General features: G+C 73.4%; 19 protein-coding genes. 8 read left to right on the top strand and 11 right to left on the bottom strand.

The genetic code is table 11. The features are described from left to right. Positions 1-267: 267 nt before the first annotated feature. The 3 genes from ACFY2K_RS42505 to ACFY2K_RS42515 all read right to left on the bottom strand — a co-directional run bounded on the left by ACFY2K_RS42505 (position 268) and on the right by ACFY2K_RS42515 (position 2,984). Complete coding sequence (locus ACFY2K_RS42505) at positions 268-1,476, bottom strand: hypothetical protein (RefSeq protein ID WP_387718271.1); 1,209 nt, start codon at positions 1,474-1,476, stop codon at positions 268-270. 180 nt (positions 1,477-1,656) lie between these two features. After that, positions 1,657-2,214: a UTRA domain-containing protein gene (locus ACFY2K_RS42510; RefSeq protein WP_387718274.1), complete on the bottom strand. Its 558-nt coding sequence runs from the start codon at positions 2,212-2,214 to the stop codon at positions 1,657-1,659. Between the two features lie 20 nt (positions 2,215-2,234). Then, positions 2,235-2,984 (bottom strand): GntR family transcriptional regulator, encoded by a 750-nt coding sequence (locus ACFY2K_RS42515; RefSeq protein ID WP_387718277.1) that lies wholly within the window; start codon positions 2,982-2,984, stop codon positions 2,235-2,237. Positions 2,985-3,397: 413 nt separating this feature from the next. On the opposite strand from ACFY2K_RS42515, the gene ACFY2K_RS42520 reads away from it, so the two are divergent. The 7 genes from ACFY2K_RS42520 (at position 3,398) to ACFY2K_RS42550 (ending at position 6,970) form a co-directional block, all read left to right on the top strand. Next, on the top strand, positions 3,398-3,640 hold the full coding sequence (locus ACFY2K_RS42520) for a hypothetical protein (RefSeq protein ID WP_387718279.1): 243 nt from the start codon (positions 3,398-3,400) through the stop codon (positions 3,638-3,640). Beyond that, a complete protein-coding gene (locus tag ACFY2K_RS42525; protein ID WP_387718282.1) occupies positions 3,640-3,822 on the top strand; it encodes a hypothetical protein in 183 nt (60 codons plus the stop codon). Before ACFY2K_RS42520 ends, ACFY2K_RS42525 begins: the two co-directional genes overlap by 1 nt. A gap of 165 nt (positions 3,823-3,987) precedes the next feature. After that, complete coding sequence (locus ACFY2K_RS42530) at positions 3,988-4,998, top strand: hypothetical protein (RefSeq protein WP_387718285.1); 1,011 nt, start codon at positions 3,988-3,990, stop codon at positions 4,996-4,998. A 12-nt stretch (positions 4,999-5,010) separates the two neighbouring features. Further along, positions 5,011-5,421 (top strand): hypothetical protein, encoded by a 411-nt coding sequence (locus tag ACFY2K_RS42535; RefSeq protein ID WP_387718287.1) that lies wholly within the window; start codon positions 5,011-5,013, stop codon positions 5,419-5,421. Between the two features lies 1 nt (position 5,422). After that, entirely contained in the window at positions 5,423-6,427 is a 1,005-nt protein-coding gene (locus tag ACFY2K_RS42540) for a hypothetical protein (protein WP_387718290.1), read from the top strand. Between the two features lie 26 nt (positions 6,428-6,453). Further along, complete coding sequence (locus ACFY2K_RS42545; protein WP_387718292.1) at positions 6,454-6,615, top strand: hypothetical protein; 162 nt, start codon at positions 6,454-6,456, stop codon at positions 6,613-6,615. Positions 6,616-6,739: 124 nt separating this feature from the next. After that, the gene (locus tag ACFY2K_RS42550) at positions 6,740-6,970 is read left to right on the top strand and encodes a hypothetical protein (protein ID WP_387718293.1); all 231 of its coding nucleotides are present in this window, start codon (positions 6,740-6,742) and stop codon (positions 6,968-6,970) included. 730 nt (positions 6,971-7,700) lie between these two features. Here the strand turns inward: ACFY2K_RS42550 and ACFY2K_RS42555 are convergent. From ACFY2K_RS42555 to ACFY2K_RS42565, 3 genes are all read right to left on the bottom strand, one after another. Continuing rightward, positions 7,701-7,991 (bottom strand): hypothetical protein, encoded by a 291-nt coding sequence (locus ACFY2K_RS42555; RefSeq protein WP_387718295.1) that lies wholly within the window; start codon positions 7,989-7,991, stop codon positions 7,701-7,703. Between the two features lie 35 nt (positions 7,992-8,026). After that, entirely contained in the window at positions 8,027-8,437 is a 411-nt protein-coding gene (locus ACFY2K_RS42560) for a hypothetical protein (RefSeq protein ID WP_387718298.1), read from the bottom strand. Positions 8,438-8,538: 101 nt separating this feature from the next. Further along, entirely contained in the window at positions 8,539-9,183 is a 645-nt protein-coding gene (locus ACFY2K_RS42565) for a hypothetical protein (protein WP_387718301.1), read from the bottom strand. Between the two features lie 308 nt (positions 9,184-9,491). On the opposite strand from ACFY2K_RS42565, the gene mobF reads away from it, so the two are divergent. Continuing rightward, complete coding sequence (gene mobF, locus ACFY2K_RS42570; protein WP_387718304.1) at positions 9,492-13,649, top strand: MobF family relaxase; 4,158 nt, start codon at positions 9,492-9,494, stop codon at positions 13,647-13,649. Positions 13,650-13,905: 256 nt separating this feature from the next. Here mobF and ACFY2K_RS42575 read toward each other — a convergent pair whose 3' ends face one another. The 5 genes from ACFY2K_RS42575 to ACFY2K_RS42595 all read right to left on the bottom strand — a co-directional run. Beyond that, complete coding sequence (locus ACFY2K_RS42575) at positions 13,906-14,106, bottom strand: hypothetical protein (RefSeq protein ID WP_387718306.1); 201 nt, start codon at positions 14,104-14,106, stop codon at positions 13,906-13,908. Continuing rightward, on the bottom strand, positions 14,106-17,012 hold the full coding sequence (locus ACFY2K_RS42580) for a hypothetical protein (RefSeq protein WP_387718308.1): 2,907 nt from the start codon (positions 17,010-17,012) through the stop codon (positions 14,106-14,108). The genes ACFY2K_RS42575 and ACFY2K_RS42580 overlap by 1 nt, the downstream gene beginning before the upstream one ends. Before the next feature lie 565 nt (positions 17,013-17,577). Then, positions 17,578-17,820: a hypothetical protein gene (locus ACFY2K_RS42585; protein ID WP_387718311.1), complete on the bottom strand. Its 243-nt coding sequence runs from the start codon at positions 17,818-17,820 to the stop codon at positions 17,578-17,580. Further along, positions 17,817-18,179, bottom strand: a complete 363-nt coding sequence (locus tag ACFY2K_RS42590) for a hypothetical protein (protein WP_387718314.1) — start codon at positions 18,177-18,179, stop codon at positions 17,817-17,819. Before ACFY2K_RS42590 ends, ACFY2K_RS42585 begins: the two co-directional genes overlap by 4 nt. A 4-nt stretch (positions 18,180-18,183) precedes the next feature. Then, the coding region (locus ACFY2K_RS42595; protein ID WP_387718316.1) for a hypothetical protein at positions 18,184-18,643 on the bottom strand (460 nt) is incomplete at its 5' end.

The following is an 18,643-nucleotide window of genomic DNA, read 5'->3' on the forward strand; positions in this document are numbered from 1 at the left end:
CTGCGGCCTGGGCCAGCCAGCCAGCGGCGTCGCCGCCGTGGTGGCCGTGCTTCTCGGCGGCGGCGGCGAGGTCGTCCAGGAGGCGGGTGGCCTCCTCCACCACGCTGGGGGCGTAGAGGCCGGCGTATCCGGCGTAGATGCGGGCGATCTGGTCGTGGGAGCTCGGGGTCATGGGGCTGATCCTCTCGGCTGGGTCCGACGTTCGTGACGGTTCGGGTGTTCCGGTCCGAATCGGCCGGGGCTGGTGGAGCCCCGGCCGACAGCGGGTCAGCTCTCCAGGTCAGCGGTGGCCGGGGTCACGCGGTCCCACGCAGCGCGCAGGCGGGCGGCCGAAGCGACGTAGCCGAGCTCGCGGAAGCGCTCCTCCATGCCGCGCAGGGAACGGGGCGGGTCGGTCTCGGTGCGGATCATGTGGACGACGGCGTCCAGCTCGACGTCACTCAGCCGGCTGCCGGGCGCCGGCAGTTCGCCCGGGTTCGTGTCCGTGTCGGCACCGGCGCGGTCCGCGTCGGCCGTGTCGGCGGGCGTGTCGGCCTCGTCGAGGTCCACGTCGAACGTGTCGAACGGGAGCTGTCCGGGGACCTCGACCGAGGGGCGCTCGGTGTCGAAGGACGGCGCCGGCGCGTCGACCGGAACCGGCTCCTCGTCGACCGACACGGGGCGCGTCGGCTCCTTCCACCAGGGCGACTCGATCTCCTCCGGCGCCTCGTCGATCACGGGCTCGGGCTCGACGGCGGGCAGCGCGGCGGGGGCTGGGGGCACCGGCAGCTGCGCGGCCGGGGCGGTCGGGATGGGCACCGCGTCGGTCACGGCGGGGGCCGTGTCGGTGCGGCCGTAGAGGCCGTCGAGGGCGACGAGCGCGGCTTCGGTGGTGCGGACTGCGTAGCCCTCCGTGAGCGCCGTGCTGAGCCGCGAGTCCCCCTTGCCCAGGCGTTCGGCGAGCTTCCACGCCTTCTCGGCGGACTTCTTGCGGGTGGCCTCGTCGGGGTGCCGCGCCGCGCGGGCCTGGTGGAACTCGATCATGCGCAGGAGCTCGCCGGTCTTGCGGTCCGCCTCGGCGTCGTAGCCGGTGCGGTGGACGACGACGCTGCGGGCGAGGTACCCCGCGAGCTCTGCGGCGCAGGTCATGGCCAGGGGGGTGACGCCGTAAACGACGCGGTGCACGTCGTCCTTGGCCAGGTAGACGCCGACCCCGGAGCCGATCGCGGGGATGATCCACAGGCTCAGCCGCAGCGGCAGGGGGTAGGGCCGGGCGATCAGGGTCAGGCCGATCAGGGCGAGACCGAGGATGCCGGTGACGCCCTCTCCGGCGGCGACGAGACCGACAGCGGTGTCGCTGTCGCCGAGGGCGGCCGTCATGTTGTGGTACGTGCTGTAGGCGCCGGCGCCGCCGACCGCGGCCATCGCGATGAAGATCACCGCGAGGATCAGCGCGGCCCATCCGGTGACGGGACCGCTGCCGGTCCGCACCGACACGGGGGCCGTGTCGGTGCGGCGACGGCGACTGCGTCGGGTTGCGGGCGGCGACGCGGGGGCCGTGTCGGCCGCGTCGCTGGCCGGGTCATACTCGGTGGTGTGGAACACGGTTGCCTCCGTGAATCACGGGGCCGCTCCGGGGACGAAGACCGGGCGGCCCACTTCTGTGTCGGTCGGGAACTACGCGGCGGCGTTGCTGCTGACGCGGTTGACCGCCGTGACGGTCACGTTCCTATCGGTGCGGACCAGCTCCATCACGTGCACCACGCGGCCGTTCTGGTCGCGGTCCACCCGAGTGATGAGGTCGACGGCGGACGGCTCGGGGAGCTGGAGCACGCGGCGCTGCTCGTCGGTCGCCAGGGCGGGGCGGATGTGGTCGACCTGCTCGATCCGCAGGCCGAGGGACTCCAGGCGGGCGAGGTAGCCGCCGGCGCCGGTGTCCTGGTTACGCAGCACCGGCAGCGCCTCGGTGATCTCCGGCAGGAAGTACGACACGGCCCACTGGAGCGGCAGCTTGTCGACCGGGCCCTGTACGCGGTCACGCACCAGGACCTGGGTGCCGGCGGCGACGCCGAGCAGCTCGGCGACGTTCTGCGGGGCGGGGCGGTCCTCGATGGTGACGGCCGCAGTGGCGGGCTGGCCGGTGGCGGCGACGTCGGCGTAGAAGCCGCGCTGGTCGGCCTGGACGGCCAGGTTCTCGGCGGTGCGCTGCACGCTGTCGGCAGAGGTGTTGGTCATCGGTTGCGCCTTTCGGTGGGTTAGCGGGTGTAGCTGAGGACGTTGCGGGCCGTGACGACGAGGTCGGTCACTTCGAGCGCCCGGCCGTCCTGGTCACGGGTCGTGCGGGTCACCAGACAAACCGGCGCGGGAGCTGTGAGGCCCAGCACCTCGCACTGCTGCTTGGTGGCGAGCGCGGGAATCACGTCGTCCCGCTGCTCGATGGTCAGGCCGAGGTCCTCGAACCGGGCGAGCATCCCGCCGGGTCCGGTGACCTCCTCCCAGAGGATCGGCAGGGCCTCAGAGATCGCCGGGAGGTACCAACTGCAGGCGGTCTGCAGCACAGTGACCGGCCCGTCCTCCTCGGCCTGGACGCCCTGCACGCGGTCGCGGACCAGGAGCGGGGCCCGTACCGGCACGCCGAGGATCTGGGCGACGTGGTCGGGTGCGGGCCGGTACTCGCGGGTCGTGACGACGCGGGACTTGAGGCCGGCGTCGCGGACGTCGGCGTAGAAGCCGCGCTCGGTCTGGGCCGTCGCACGGTTCGCGTCGGTGCGCAGCACCTTGGTGACGCGGGGGAGCACCTTCGTGCCCACCCCGGGCACCCCCTTGACCAGGCCCTCGCGGGCAAGCGCGTCGAGAGCACGGCGAACCGTGCCTTCGCTGCAGCCCAGCTCTGCGGCCAGATCCGGGTGCTTCGGCAGCACCGTGCCCGGCGGGTAATACCCGTCGTCAATGCGGGTTTTCAGGTCGCTGAGCGCCTGTTCCCACTTGGTCGGCTGTCTGGTCACACCGAGTTCTCCCTTGGTCCTGGTCTCAGCGGGGTGCCCACAGCATACGCACACCGACAGCAGAAACGCGATACCGACATCGGGACTTGACTCCGATATCGGAATGGGGGAGTCTCTTACTCGTCGCCACCACCGACCGGGGCCGAAACGCTCCGGAGGGTGACCGTCTGCGCGAGCACTCCAGACATGGCGAAAGCCCCAGGTCGCAGACCCAGGGCTCGCACGGTCCCCCGCCCGATCACCTTCCACAGATCGCGGGCGGGGGCCCTGTGACCAGCGGAAATCCCTCCGAGAGAGGTGCCAGTCATGGCCCACGCTACCCCGGTCCCCCCGATCACCCCCGAGGACCGCACCAAGGCCGGCGACGCCGCCGGCCGCCACCTGGACAACCTGTCCGGCAAGGGCGGTGCGCGGTGAGCCGCATCGAGAAGACGTTGGCGGTGCTCGGCACCGTCACCCCCGAGGGCGTGGGCTACCGGGTGGTCGATCCGATCACCGTGACGGAGTTCCAGACCCTCATCCGCGAGAAGTGGTGCGGCCGGGTCCAGGTCGGCGACGGCCTGCGCGGCCTGGCCCACTTCACCGCGCTGTGCGAGGTCGACGGCGACTCCGTCCTCATCACCGGCGAGATCGAGCCGGACGGCGGTGACCTCTGATGGCCATCTTCCGCCGCGAGTCGAAGCCGACCACCAGGACCGTGACGCCCGACCACGTCGACTCCACCACCGGCCGCACCTGGAGCGGCAGCGACTACGACGAGGCCAGGGCCAACGGCCGCACGGTCTACGCCCCCCGCACCAGCAACAGCCGCAACTGGCTCGGCCGCCGCCCCTCCTGACCGCCCGTCCACCCCGGGCCCGGCTCCGGCCGGGCCCCTTCTCTCCCGAGAGGAGACACGCGTGATCACCGAACTGATCTGGCTGGTCCTGCTCCTGGGGAACGCGGCGATCGTCGTCGGCGGCCTCTACCTGCTCGCCCTCGCCTACCTGGAAGGACGGCACCGGTGACGATCCCCCCGCCCCCGACCGAGCCGCCGACCGCCGGCATGCCCGCCCCCGACCCGGAGCCCGTGGTCGAGTGGTGGCGCAAGGACGGCCCGCGCATCCCCGCCCCGGCCTCGGACGCCACCGTTCACACCCCGGTGCCGGTCGGCGCCGGCGGCCCGGCCGCCCCGGCCTCCATGGAGGAGACAGCCGCCGCGTTCTGGGCGCCGGTCGGCCGAATCCTGGCCGAGCAGGTCCCCGCCATGGCCGCGCAGATCGGCCAGCAGGTCACCCAGCTCATGACCGAGACCGAGGCCCAGCGCTCGGCCCGCGAGCAGGTCGAGTACGAGGCCCGGATCAAGGCCGAACGCGCCGAGCGTGACGCCCTGTTCGCCGCGGCGGGGGAGACCTCCGAGCAGCAGACCGAGCGCCACCGCGTCGAGGACGCTCTGACCCCCGCCCACTACCGCCGGGACGACCTGGTCGGCATGGTCGACCTGCTCGCGTCCCGGATCAACGAGACCCCGGAGGAGCGGGCGGCCCGCCTGGAGACCGAGCGCGAGCTCGACAAGCGGCGGCGCCGCGCCGAGGAGGACCGCGTCCTGGCCGCTGCGGGGGAGACCCCGGAGCAGCGCACCAAGCGGCACCACCGACAGCAGCTCGCCGACAAGCGCGAGGCCGCCACCCGGGCCCGGCGCAAGCGTCGCCGCGCCGCCCGCACCGCTGGCCCCTCGGACCGGGTGCTCCGGTTCCGGCGCTGGTGCGTCCTGACCGCGATCTCGGCGGTCGGCGGCTACGCGACCGGCCTCGTGCAGATCACCACGCCCGGCGGGCCCTACGTCGGCGTGCTGCTCGCGCTCTTCGGCTGGGCCTTCGACCTCCACCTCCGCGACCGGGGCCGCCTGCGCGTCTCCGAGGTCCGCGGGGCCGGACCCCTCTTCTTCCTGGTCCTCGCCCGCATCCCGGTCGCCTCCGGCATCGCCGTCGCCACCGGTGCCGCCCCCCTCCTCTCCGCCCTTCACATCTACTGACCTGGAGTCACCATGACCTCCCTGCTCGGACCCATCACCGCCACCGGCGTGTGCCTCGTGATCATGGTGTGGCTGCTCGTCGGCCACCGGGGCAAGGGCACCCTCGCCGAACAGCACAAGGACCACCACACCGCCTGGTGGATGCTCCTGTTCGGCCTGTTCGCCCAGGGCGCCGGCCAGACCTTCGAGGCGCCGAAGGTCGTCGGCGACTCGCTCACCGCCGCGATGAACCACCAGTTCAACGCGGGCGCCGGGGCCACCGCCCTGATCCTCGTGATCGTCCTGTTCGGCACCAAGCCGCGCGTGTGGAAGGACGTGATCGTCGGCGGCACCCTCCCCGCCGCCGCAGTCGCTTCCGGCTCGATCCTCGCCCTGCCGTTCACCGTCGTCGGCTCGTTCTTCCACGGCCTGATCGGAGCCTGAGATGACCAACCCGCTCGCAGACGCCCTCACCCTGCACTCCGAAGCGCTGGCCGCGTGGAACGAGTGCCGCGCCAAGGCCCGGCAGATCAAGGACCCCAAGGAGCGCGCCGCCGCGCTCGAAGCGCTCAAGGGGGAGCGGCCCGTCCACCCCTACCTCGGCGGCCTCTCGCTCGCCGCGCTCCGCCAGGGCAACCGCCGGATGCTGGCCCCGATCCGCAGCCGCCACGCCGACGCCAAGGCCGACCACGCCGACAGCCTCTCGGAGTGGAAAGAGCGGCGCGCCAAGGCCCGGCAGATCAAGGACCCCGAGCAGCGCGCCAAGGCCCTGGAGGACCTCGGCGAGCGGCCGACCCACCCCGCCCTGGTCGCCGCCGGATGCGCGGTCGTCTCCGCCGTCCTGCTCGCCGGCATCCCCGTCGTCCGGCACTACGCCGGAGTCACCATCACCAGCGGCCTCACCCTGTGGGTGATCACCGCCCTGATCCTCGGCAACACCACCACCCCGAAGGAGGCCGCTCCGGCCCCCGCCGAGGGCGTCGCCGACGCCCCGGCGGACGGCGCCGACGAGGACGACCAGGAGGAGCCCGAGACCACCGCTCCAACCCCCGCCGAGACCCACCTCCTGACCGCCTCCCTCACCGCCTCCAAGCGGTCCGTTCTGCTCACCCGGCTGGCCACCGATCTGGGCACCTCCCACCCCGGTTGGGAGCCCTCCACCAAGGCCGTCAAGGCCCTCCTCTCCGAGGCCGGCATCCCGTTCCGCGAGGGGGTCCGCACGCCGGACGGCAACGGCCCCGGCGTCCACCACCAGGACGTGCCGCCGCTCCCCTCCCCCCGTGACCCCGCCCCTCTGGCCGGTGTTGTTGCCAACGTTGGTGCAGGTCAGAGTGCCAACGCCAACGCCAACAACGCCCCGGCGCCCACCGGCCGAGAGGGGTTCGTCCTCCAGCCCCACCCCACCGACCCGGCCCGGACGATCGTCGTCCACAACTCCGACGCCGCATGATCCACTCCCCCGAGAGGCAGCCCGCCATGATCAGCAACTGGCCCGACAAGCCCGTCCCCGAGTTCACCGACGCCGAGCTGTGCGCGGCCATCGAGCACCACCAGGACGACCCCGACTCCGTCACCCAGGAGATCGTCCGCAGCTGCTGGCGCGAGTGGGAGAAGCGCCGCGGACTCCCCCAGACCTGACCCCACATCCCGCCCCACCGGAGCCCCCGTCAGCACCCGCTGGCGGGGGCTCGGTCGTTTCCTGCCCTCCCTTCTGCGGTCCCGCCGGCGCTACCTCTCCGGGGCGCCGACCGTTGGACACGGCATGACCACTCAGACGGATGACGGGACCGAGGGCCGCTCGGAATTGCGGGCGTGGCTGGATCGGGCAGCCGCGGAGCCGTGGCAGTCGCCCTTCCCCGAGCGGCGGCCGGAGATCGAGGAACTACGCGAGGAGAGCACGCGCGTCGTCGCCCTGGCCGAGCGCTGGATGGAGAACCCCGAGACGCAGCCGTACGGCCGGGCGCTGTTCGACGCGATCAACGGCGACGAGTAGCCAGCTGGCCCGCCCGGGGGCGCGGAAGGACCCGTCACCTGTTGGTGGCGGGTCCTTCGGTTGCTCCGGAGGTTGCCTCTGCCGTTGCCCCAGAGGTTGCCTCGGAGGTTGCTCCTGCAGTTGCTCCGGAGGTTGCTTCGGGACAGCCCCTGTTGTCCCGCGTCCGCGCTGGTCACGCCCGGGACAACCCGGCCCCGCGAACGCCGACTACTTCTCCACGGACCCCCGTCCGTCGAGCAGCAGCACCCCGGGTGGCCCGTACCGCCCCTCGACGTCCTCGCCCGGACCGGCGGCCGACGCGGGCGGCGCCTGCCGACCGAGGGTGCACCGGTGCGGCTCACGGCATGCCTCCGGCGGGCCATCCGCCCGAGGGAGGGGGCCTCGGTGATCTTGGACGTGACGGCGGGTGGGTGGGACGGGCCAGAGCACCGCGGGCTCCCCCGGCAGACGCCTCCGAACCCTGCCACCCCCGACCGGGGCACTCCCGACCAAGCCCGGCCAAGACTTTTCACCGGCCCCTCCGCAAGCTCCGGGCCCGCCGAAAACTCCCGCCCGGGTCGACCGCCCCGAGGGGGCGGCCGAGTCGCTCGACCCCGGCCGGGCGAGGCCACCACCGCGAGCCGTCCACCGGGGGAGCCCGCAGGCCCCGACCCGTGAGGTTCAGGACGATGGCGGGCCGAGCGCGCGAAAGGCCGGCCCCGATCGGGACCGGCCCACCGCAACCCGCGGATCAGAACAGCGGCGGTGACACCGCGCCCTTCAACTCCGGCCCGGCCTGGACCGCCGGCGACGACGCGCTCGGCACGCTGTCCGAGAGCCGCCGACGCGGTCGGCCCTGGGTGTGCGCGGCAACCGCCTCGTCACCCACCCACTTGTCCCGACGCGCCTCGTACGCGGCCTGACGGCACGCAGGCTTGCAGTACTTCGGCCGGCGCCCGGTCGGCTTCGGCGGCCGGAACGACTCGTGGCACCACTCGCACGGCGAGAACCGGTCCCGATCACCAAGCTCCGTCTTCTCCATGCCCCGACCCTAGCGTTTCGTCAGTGACGAAACGGTCAGGGGGCGTTCCCTGCACCGGCTCCTCCGACAACGGGGAGCGTCCCCGCGGGCGCCGACGACGACGCGCTCGGCACCGGGGCGAACAGCGGCAGCGCGGGCGACGTCGACGGCACGGGCGGTGCCGGGGCGAACAGCGGCGGCAGACCGCCGATGAAGAACCCGACGCGCACCACGACGACCACCAGGACGAGCGCGGCGGCCCGGCCCGGCCACGTGCCCAGCATCCAGCGCGCCACGGACCCCGCGCTCGGCGGCGCCGGCGGCGGGGTGTCGTCCCTGATCCACTCGCCCATCGGCACCCGGCCGTGGTGCACCTTGAGGCGGTGCCCGTCGCGCTCCTCGAACGCCTCGTCCGCGCTGGCGTGGTGGCTGACCGTCCGGCACACCCCGCACCCGTAGACGTACATCGCCGCCCCTTCCTCCCCGATCCCCCCGCCATCCTGCCCGGCCGGGCCGGCCGGTACGTGAACCGACCGGCCCGTACGTCACCGGTTTCACGTACCGCCCGTCAGCCGAGGACGAGGGCGCCGGTCCGCACCGCGTGGGCGATCCGCCCGATCGCGTGCGGCAGCTTGCCCCGCGCCTCGCCGATGTTGCGCACCGAACTGTCGGGGTCGGCGGCGGTGACGGCCAGCTCGACCTCGCGCCCGCGCAGGCGGCGCAGCAGGTACGAGTGCCCGTTGATGTCGACCGCCGTCACCATCCGGACCTCGACCCGGTCGGAGCGCTGTGTGAAGGTCCGCTCGCCGAGCGCGCGCCGGGCCTCCTCCTCCGGGGAGAGCTTGGCGTCGTCCGGCGCGGCCCACCCCTCGTACATCATCGCGATGCCGGCGAACCCGTCCGGCGAGTCGGCGAAAGCCAGCGGCGTGACCGGTCCGGGCGCCGGGTAGCGCATCGCCCACGCCGCGAGGTCGTCGGCGGGGTTGCGGTGGCCGCTGGCCCACTGGCGCGGCGGGATGATCCGCAGCTCGATCGCCCCGGAGTCGATGTCCGCCAGGTGCAGCGAGAACAGCCGCGGCGGCTGGTCCCAGCCGCGCCGCTCTCCCTCCCGCGCCTCGATCGCCTTCACCGCCGTCGCGAGTGCGTCCCGCTCCGCGTCGCCCGTCGCCTCCACCGGCTCACCGAACAACACCTTCCGCCGCTCCAACGCCATCGCCCACTCCTCCACTTCACCGGCCGCGACCACCGCGACCACCCGACCTCTACCACCCGCCACCGACCGCCCGCAGCCACGTCAACCAACTGACCAACACCAACCAGCAGCACCACCAAACCCAGCAACCAACTCACCACCACAGCAACAGACATACGCCACAAACCAACCCAAACCCACCACACACAGCAGCCAGCACAGACCAACCACCAAGCCACCTACAGCACTCCAGGTATCGTCGATACGTGATCAAGGTCCGCCGGGCGGACAAAGGCAGGTAAAGGGGGTGGGTCCGGCATATGGGGTGGGTGACGCCGATCCGGGCCCCCCAGCAGGTGGACTACCGGCTGTCCCGCGACTGCGGATGCGACGTCGAGCACGACGCCCAGGTCGAGTACCGGCTCGCCTCCGAGCGGGACTTGCGGTGGATCGGCAGCGGGCTTTTGGAGCTCGGACTGACCGCCGGCGGACCGGTCGACGCGGACGCCGCTCGCGCGGTGATGGACGGGCGCGACCCGCGCACCGGCGAGCAGCTGGTGAAGCGCAAGCAGGTCCTCGACCCGCGCGGGAAGGTGCCCGCGCGCACCTTGGTGGACGCCGTCACCGCGCTCGCCGAGGCCGAGGGAATCAGCGCCGCGGAGTACCTCGGCGGGCCGCTCGGCGAGCGGTTCGCCCGTGCCGAGCGAGGCCTTCGCCGCGAGGGTGATCGGCACGTTCTGCCGCTCGCCGATGCCGAGCGGATCGCCGACGCAGCCGGCCTTTCCGTGGACGAGCTGTACGGCGCGGACGTCGTCGCCGAGGCCCGCCCGTGGACCGGTCGGCACGTCGACGTCGGCCTGCGCGGCGTCGACCTGGTCCTCGACATCCCCAAGTCCGTGTCGGTCGCGTGGGCACTCGCCGATGACGACCTGGCGGCCTCGATCGAGGACGACTGGCTCGCCTCGGTCGGCGAGGCGGTCGCCGCGCTGGAGGAGTGGACGGCGTACGGGATGGCCGGCCATCACGGCTCCGGCCAGCGCGCCGAACGCGTCGCCACGTCCGGGTTCGTGGGGTGGACGACGCTGCACCGCAGCGCGCGGCCGGTCGGCGGCGCGGTCGGCGATCCGCACCTGCACGTTCACGTGAACATCGCGCACATGGCCAAGGGCGAGGACGGCCGGTGGCGCACCATCGCGGCCGGCGCCGAGGACCTGCTGCGGCACGCGCGCCTGGTCAACGAGATCGCCGAGGCCCGCCTGCGCGCGAGGCTCACCGAGCAGTACGGCGCCCGCTTCGAGCGCTCCGAAACCACCGGCGCGTGGGAACTCGCGGGCGTCAGCGAGCAGCTGCGCGAGACGTTCTCCCGGCGGCACCACCAGGTCGTCGGCGACGTCGGCGAAGGCGCCACCCGCGACCAGCAGAAGGCCGCCGCACGGCGCACCGCCGAGGCGAAACTCGACCAGGCCGAGCAGGCCGGAGAGCGCAGCAACTGGCGCGCACAGGCCGCCGCGGTGATGGCCAGCGACCTCTCAGGCCTGACCGACGAGGAGCGCCAGGCCGCACTCGCGGAGGCGGGACGGGCGGTCGACGCGATGGTGCGCGGAGCGCTGCCGGGACCGGACGGAAGTGGCCCCGGGGCCACCGGTCCGGACGGCCCGGTGCTGCCGACGCCGGAGCGGATCGCCTCCCAAATTTGGGACGCCGAGCACGGCCTGGTCGCGTCGACGAAGGCCGTGCAGCACACGCACGTCATGGCCGCCGTCACGGCGGCGCTGCCCTACCTGGACTCCGTCGAGCAGCTCGAAGCCCTCGTCGAGGAGGTCCTCGCCGTCGACGGGCACGCGGTGCGGCTGACCGACTCCACCCGGCACCACCAGGTGCACCGCCAGCGCTACACCCACACCAGCGTGGTCGAGGCCGAGGCGACCATCATCAGGTCCGCGGCGACCGGCTACGGCAGGGGTCTCGCGCAGCTCACCCAGGAGGCCGCCGAGCTCACCATCGCCACCGCCGAACTCGCCCGGTCGACGGCGGACCGGCCATTCCGGTTCAGCGAGCAGCAGGGCGAGGTCATCACCCGCCTGCTGACCGCAGGGCACGCCACCGACGCCGTGATCGGGGTCGCCGGGGCGGGCAAGACGACGCTCATGGCCGCCGCGCGCACGGGTTGGGAGGCAGCCGGCCTTTCCGTGGTCGGCGCCTCGACGGCCGCGGTCGCGGCGGCGAACCTGACGGCCGAGGCGGGGATCGACAGCCGGACGATCGCCGCGTGGACGCGCGACATCACCGGCGGCCGCGGCCTGGCCGGGGTCGGCGTGCTGGTCATCGACGAGGCCGGCATGGTGGACGACCGGGCGTTCGCCGTGCTGCTGCGGCACGCCGCCGAGACCGGCACCAAGGTCGTCGCGATCGGCGACCCGCAGCAGTTGAGGGCGGTCGGGATCGGGGGCGGGTTCGCCCGGGTGCACCAGATTGTCGACGGCCTGGTTCTCGACGAGAACCGGCGCCAGACCGATCCGGTGGAGCGGGCCGCGCTGGAGACGTGGCGGGCTGGGGGGCGCACCAGCGCGCTGGCGATGCTCGCCGAGCGCGGGCGCGTCCAGGCCACCGAGACCGCCGACCAGGCCCACACCTCCATGCTCCACGCGTGGGACACCGCCCGCACCAGGTGGGCCGGTGACCCGCACGGCCAGGTCGAGCAGCTGCTGTTGCTGGCTGCCCGCCGGGCCGACGTTGCCGCGCTCAACGTCGGCGCCCGGTCGCTGCTGGTCGCTGCTGGCGAACTCGAGCACGGCCAGACGTTCCGCACCCCGGATGGCGGGCGCACCGAGTTCGCGCCGGGCGACCTGGTCCACGTACGCCGCAACGACTACCGCTCCCGCCGCGACGCCGACCAGGTCGACGTGCTGAACGGCTTCCGGGGCGTGGCGCTGCAGGTGGACGCGCGGCGCGGCGTGCTGGTCGAGTGGCGCCGCCCGGACGGCGCCGGCGGACACCGCACCGACCAGGCGTGGATGAGCCCGCGCGACGTCGCCGAGGGCCGGCTGACTCACGGCTACGCGATGACGATCGGCTCAGCCCAGGGCCTCACCTCCGAGGTGACGATCGCCTCCGGCCGGGGCGCCGACGCCCACAGCCTCTACCCCGCCCTGTCCCGGGCCCGGCAGGAGACGCACCTGTTCCTGCCCTTGGTCGAGGTCGAGGACGAGGTCACCCGGATCACCCTCGGCGAGCCGCGGACCGACGCCGAGCGCCTCGACCGCGCCGTCGCGGCGTACGGGCGCCAGCTGGAGCACGACCAGGACGACGTGATGGTCGTCGACGAGCTCACCGCCGTCCCGGCCGGGCCCGCCGACGTCGACGAGCACCAGGTCGTCGAGGAGCAGCGGGCGCGGCCGGTCGCCGACGTCGCCGAGGTCCCGGCGCAGCGTCAGGAACCGCCGGCGGTGGAACAGCCGGCTGACTTCCGCACCGGCCCCGTGCTGCCGGACCCGGCCGAGCAGCCCGCCCAGGCGCCCACCGAGGAGGAGATCCGTCGGGCGCTGGCTGAGGTGAACGCCCAGCTCGAAGCCGTCCGCCGGGCGCAGCAGATCCCCGGCTGGCGTGAGCGCCCGCACGGCAAGGTGCCCACGAGCGCACTGCTGCCGCGCGCCGAGAAGGCCGCGGCCGACGCCTCGCAGGCCCGCGCGACCGCGTACGGGCTCGACGTCCAGGCCGAGCGGCTCGCCGCGGTTCTCGGCACCGACCAGGCCCCCGGGCGCCAGCGGGTCGTCAAGGTCAGCGCGCACCTGGACGCGGCCGAGCAGCTGCTCGGGCGGGCCGGCCAGCTCGACCAGGGCGCCGCCGACGTCGACACCCGGGTCCGGGAGATGTACTCGGCGAACTACGAGGACAGCCGGATCGAGGCGCGCATCCGCGAGCGGGCGGCCCTGCGGCGCTCCGCCGTGTTCTTCCAGCGCGGCGGGATGCTGGAGGCCGCCGACGCGCTGCGGCAGCGCGTCGGCGAGCGCACCGGGCAGATCGAGCAGCTGCGCGAGCAGGGCGCCCAACTCCGCACGCAGGCCGACGAGCTGCGGAAGGCGGCGCGGGCCGAGGTCGACCGGGCGGACGGCGGCGTCTACGGGACGGTCGAGCAGCGCGTCGCCCAGCGACGGGCCGCTCTGCCGGAGTTGGCCGAGCGCCTCGATCTGCGCGACCGCAACGAGCACCAGCGCCTCATCCAGGACGCCGCCACCCAGCGGCGCACCGCCGAACAGCTCGACGGCCGCGCAGCCGGCCTTCGCGAGGAAGCCGCGGTCCGCGAGCAGCTGCCCGCCGGGCGCCGGGTGACCGAGGAGACCGAGCGGGCCACCGCGGCCGTCCAGGCCCAGCAGCGGCGGGCCGCCGAGCAGGCCCGCGCCGCCGAACGGCAGCGCCAGTACGACCAGTACACGTACCGGTACGAGCCGCCGACCCAGGGCCGGTCCGGTCCGAGCATCGGCCGCTGAACTTCCGCCGGGCCGCCGAAAGGGGGTCCGTACGGAAGAAGTCGGCGCCCGCCGGCCCCTTGTCCTCCCCCCTTGTCCCGCAGGTCAGAGCACGTTGTCCCGCCCCCGCCGGCGGGACAACAAGGGAACCCGAAACGGGACTTGAAACGGAACCCGAAACGGGACTCCGAACAGGACCCCGAACGGAACCCGAAACGGAACCGCCCACCGTTTCGTCAGCGATGAAACGGTGGGCGGTCCTCCCCTCCCCGACCGGTCAGCCGGTCGTTGGCGGGAGCGTTGGTGCAGGCCGGAGCGCCAACGGGCGCCGACCCGTCGACGGCACCGGCGCCGGGACGGGCGGGGGCGCGGTCTCGGCGGCGAGCTCGGCGGCGGTCCGGCCAGCGCGGTGCGGGGCGACGTCGGCGACGTCCTGGCGGTCGCGGTCGAAGCCGGGGCCGAGGGGGCGACGGGTCATCAGGACCTCTCGATCATCGGGTCGGGTCGGCATCCGAGGTGGGCGCCGATGGTGGCGAAGACCGGGGCCAGCTCGCCGCCGCAGTCGGCGCAGTGCGGCGTGCGGCGGTCGTCGGCGGGCCCGGCCGGGGCGGGCACGGTGAAGCGCTGGGCAAGGTGGCGGCGGCTGCTGCGGTCGGGGACCGTGGCGGAGCGCTGGTTGCGGAAGCGCTCGGCGGCCTGGTCGAACGTCACCTTCGCCGGGGCCTGCTTGGGAACGGCGATCTCGCCGGTGTGCGGGTCGACGCCTTCGGGGACCAGGCGGTGCGCGAGCTTGGCGCGCAGCTCGGCGATCCGCCCGCCGGTGACACCGGCCGGGCGCGGCGGGGCGGGGTGTCCGGCGAGGGCGAGGCCTGCGGCCAGGCCGACGACGGTGCGTTCGCCCCGGCGGTCCGCGAGGGCTTGGGCCAGGGACACGCCCATGGACTCGCCGTCCGGCACGATCATCCAGCCGGAGGGGGTGCCGGAGTTCCGGAAGCGGTGCATGCGGCGCAGGCTCTTGCGCCGGATGACCTTGGTGGGCTGCAGGTACTGCAGGGCGGCGAGGCCCCGGACCGGGGCGGTGATCTGCACCGCGTTGCCGTCCGCGTCGGTGGTCCAGTAGGTGATGCCGTCGTGTGAGCCGTCCGCCTCGGCCAGGACCGCCCGGCCGCCCTGGTGGCGTTCGACGGAGCGGTTGGCCATGCGCGGGTTGGCGTGCTTGCCGCCGTGCCGGGCGCCGTGGCGCTTCTCGTCAGCGCCGGGCTTCTCCGGGCTCCAGGCGGATTTGCGGGTGGCCCTGGCCTCGACGCGGCGCTTACCGGTCTTCACCTTCACCGGCTCGCCGTCGCCGTCGAGGAGAGGCAGACCGTACCTGTCGGTGAGGGTCTGCTCCTCCTCGACCAGCACGGTGGAGTCGGCGGCGCGGGCGTGCTTGCGCAGCAGGCGGGCGAGGACCTGGGCCTCCTCGGCGGTGACGCGGGTCGGCTTCTCGGCCTTGCGCAGGCCCTTGTAGCCCCAGATCCGGCCGGTACCAGCGGAGTTGCCGTCCTCGTCTTCGTCGGTGGCCGCGTCGATCCAGCCTTCGGGCAGTCCGCCGGCCTCGTCGATCTCGGCGATCTCGGCCTTGGCCTGCTCGCGCCACTGGGAGCGGTAGGCGTCGTCGTTCTCGTCGTCGCCGGCCTGCTCGCTCGGGTGCGCGTTGCCCTTGGCGGCGGCCTTGGCCTCGGCCCTGCGCTTGGACGCCTCGCGCTGGTCGGCCTGCCACTCGTCGGGCATCTCGTCCTGGTAGCGCTTGGCGTTGAACTGGCCGTGCTTGGCGAAGTACCGGGCGGCGCTCGCGGGGTCGGTGATGCCGTGGGTGGTGTCGTAGTCGACGGCGGTTCCGGCGAGTAGGTGCTTGGCTGCGTCGGCGGCGATGTGCCGGGCGGCGTCGTTGCACGGGGCGTCGAGGCCGGGCAGGTGGGCCTCGGCCTCGGCCCGGGTGCAGTGGTGCTTCTTGCGGTGGTGGGCGACGGCGTGCGGGCAGCGGCGGGCAGCGGCGTGCCGGGCGACGGCCTGAGCGCGGGTGCCGTGGCCACCGGGGCAGCCGGCCTCCACCGGCTCCTCGACCCGGATCGGCTTGCCCTTGACGTCCTTGCCGATGACGGCGGTCTCGGTGAGGAACAGGCCTGCGTCGTCGCGGGCCTGGCGCAGCGGCTCGCACTTCTCTCCGGCCTTGGCGTTGGCGCAGGCCTCGGTGCCGTAGACGATGTGGTTCCAGACCCGGGAGAGCCAGGTCTTGTAGGTGCAGCCGGCGCCGACCGGGCGGATGCCGCGCTTGGGCACGCGGGCCCGGTCCTTGGGTTCGCACATGAGGATGTGCACGTGGGGGGCTCCTCGGCGCTGGAACTCCAGCTTCCACAGGCACAGGACCTTGTCGCCCTGCCACAGCTGGGTGACGACCGAGGTGATGCCGGCGGCCCTGAGTTCGGCGTCGAAGTCACCCGATCCGGCGGCGTCCAGTGCGGACGGAAGTTGACGGGCCTTGAGCGAGGCCTTCACGCGGAGGCGGTCGACGACTGCCGGTGAGACCTCCTTGCCCTTCTCGTTGAGGTACAGGGTGACCGGGCGGACCCGGCCCCAGGCGCGCTCGTGGTAGCGCCAGAACAGGTCCATGTGCTCGTGGAAGGCGCGGCCGTCCGGCACCGCGGACAGCCAGTCGTCTCCGTAGGTCAGGGTGTGGATCGGGATCTGCTGGTCCCCCGCCCGCTCGACCAGCGGGGTGTAGTCGATGGCGCCGAAGCTCAAGGTCATGCGCTGGCGGGCCCGCTCGGACAGGCCGAAGATCCGGCCGCGCTTGGTGGGCTCGGGGAACTCCCCGTCCGGGTAGAGGCGGGCTTGCTCGATGACGCGCTGCCACCAGCTCTCCCGGTTGCGGCGGGTGGCAGCGTCGCCCTTGCCGTTGAGGTAGGCGGGCTCCAGGGGCACGGCGAGCTGCACGTCCTCGTGCTCCTGGCGGGCCTCCTCGGCCGCTGCGGCGAGCTCGGCGGCGCTCGGGTCCAGGCCCATGCTGTGGCAGGCCCCTACGGCCCGTACAGCGTCTGCGAAGTCCATGTCGGCGTGGAGCGCCTTCACCGACGCCTCGCGGCGCTGGCAGGCCCGCAGGGCCGCGCGTTCACGGGCCTGGGAGTCGTGGGAGCCGATGCGGACCGTTCCGGGGCTGACGTAGAGCGTCCACTCGATCGACTGGCCGCCGTCCCAGTCCGCAGCGGCGGCGCGCTGAGGGGCCATGTACGGCGAGCGGGAGCGGGCGTCCTCCCACTCGTCGGGGTCGAGCTCCGGCCCGAAGTGGTCGCGGACGTGCCCGATGAGCTCCGCCGAGGGGAAGCCGCGGCCCCGCCGAACCATCCGGCCTGTGACCTGCGGCTTTGCCTTCGTCGGGGCTTCGGGCGCCGTCGTGCGGGCCGTCCCGTGGAAAAGTCGGGAAGAGATGGCTGATGTGACAAGCCCCAGGCCGGAGGCGGCGTCAGCGGGGTTCGCGACGTCGCGGGCTGACGGTCCGGGGGTGGTCATGGCGAAGAGCGCCAGAGTGTTGATCTTGGTCTCGGCGCTGGTGATCTTGGTGCGCGAAAAGGCACCGGGCCGGGGCTCGACCGCCGGGGCGGGAGCGTCACTCAGGCCGGTGACTGTCGGAGGAGTTGTTGCGCGGATGGCTGTGCCACCCGCTACCATCGGGTTCAAGTGGTCAGGTGTCCTGTGTTATCGCGGCGAGCGAATTCTTTGGACCTGATCGCCTAGAGAGGCCGGGGTGTAGGAGCCCCGGTCTTTCGCGTTTTCAGGTCTATTGACGACCGATCATGCCCTATCCGGGCGCTCGGCGTGGCGTACGGCGCGAAAGTGCCGCATGTGATCTGGAAGACCGCTCAGGGCCGGTCCCCCGTCGACGGGGACCGGCCCTGACGTGTTTGTGCTGCTAGTAGTGCTCGTGGGGTGGGCAGTTGGGGCAGACGTCGGTCTGGTGGTACGGGGTCGGCCGGCAGAAGTGCCAGCCCGCCCGCTGCCGGAAGGAGGAGTCGGCTTCGCCGGGGCGTCCGTGGAAGGCGGCGCCGCACCCTCGGTCGCAGGTCATGGTGGCGGTTGGGCGGGCCGGGCAGGTGGAGCAGTCGTCATCGTCGTCGCACTTGCGGGTGCAGAGCCCGGTGTAGGTGACGGTCATGCGACGGTCCCGCTGATCTGGAGTGCGGTGGTGGCGGCCCGGCGGAAGACCTGGGCGTGCTGGGCGTAGACCGACCAGCCGCGTGCGGCGAGGGGTTCGAGGCCGGCGGCGAGGTCGGTCAGCGCGGCGTGGATCTGCTGGCTCTGCTGGGCCAGCTGCTGCGCGGTCAGGTCGATCGCCGGGCCGGTGGGGTTGCCGAGCAGTTCGCGCGCGGCGCGGAGCTCCGTCTCCTCACGGGCGGTGATCCGCCGGTCGGCAGCCACGTTGTACAGCAGCTGACAGAGGTCGGGAATCCCGGTGTAGTCCTCGCCGGTGGAGACCGCGTCGTCCGGCTCGGTGTTCGTGGGTTCGGTCGTCATCGCTTCACCGCCGGAAGGGGTCGGCGGCGTCGCCGCGCAGGACGGCGGCGACCAGGGCGGCGACTTCGCGGGCACCGGCCTCGGTGGTCGGGGCGTAGATGGAGCAGACCCTGGTCTGAGGCTGGTTGACGGTCAGGTCCCAGCCGCCGTCGATGTAGAGGGAGACCCGCAGGCCGGTTTCGTTGATGCCCCAGGTCGGCCCGCCGGGGACCGGAGCGACGGCGACGGAGCCGCGGCCGCCCTGGGAAGGGACGACGGTCAGGCCGAGCTCGGTGAAGGCGTCGCTCAGGGCTCGGAGCAGCTCGGTGAGTTCGGCGGGGGTCCGCTCGGTGCGGGCCATGCGGTGGTGCTTGGTGCTGGTGGCCTCCGCTGCGGCCTGGGCCAGCCAGCCAGCGGCGTCGCCGCCGTGGTGGCCGTGCTTCTCGGCGGCGGCGGCGAGGTCGTCCAGGAGGCGGGTGGCCTCC

This window comes from Kitasatospora sp. NPDC001309, assembly GCF_042896295.1.
Lineage (GTDB): Bacteria > Actinomycetota > Actinomycetes > Streptomycetales > Streptomycetaceae > Kitasatospora.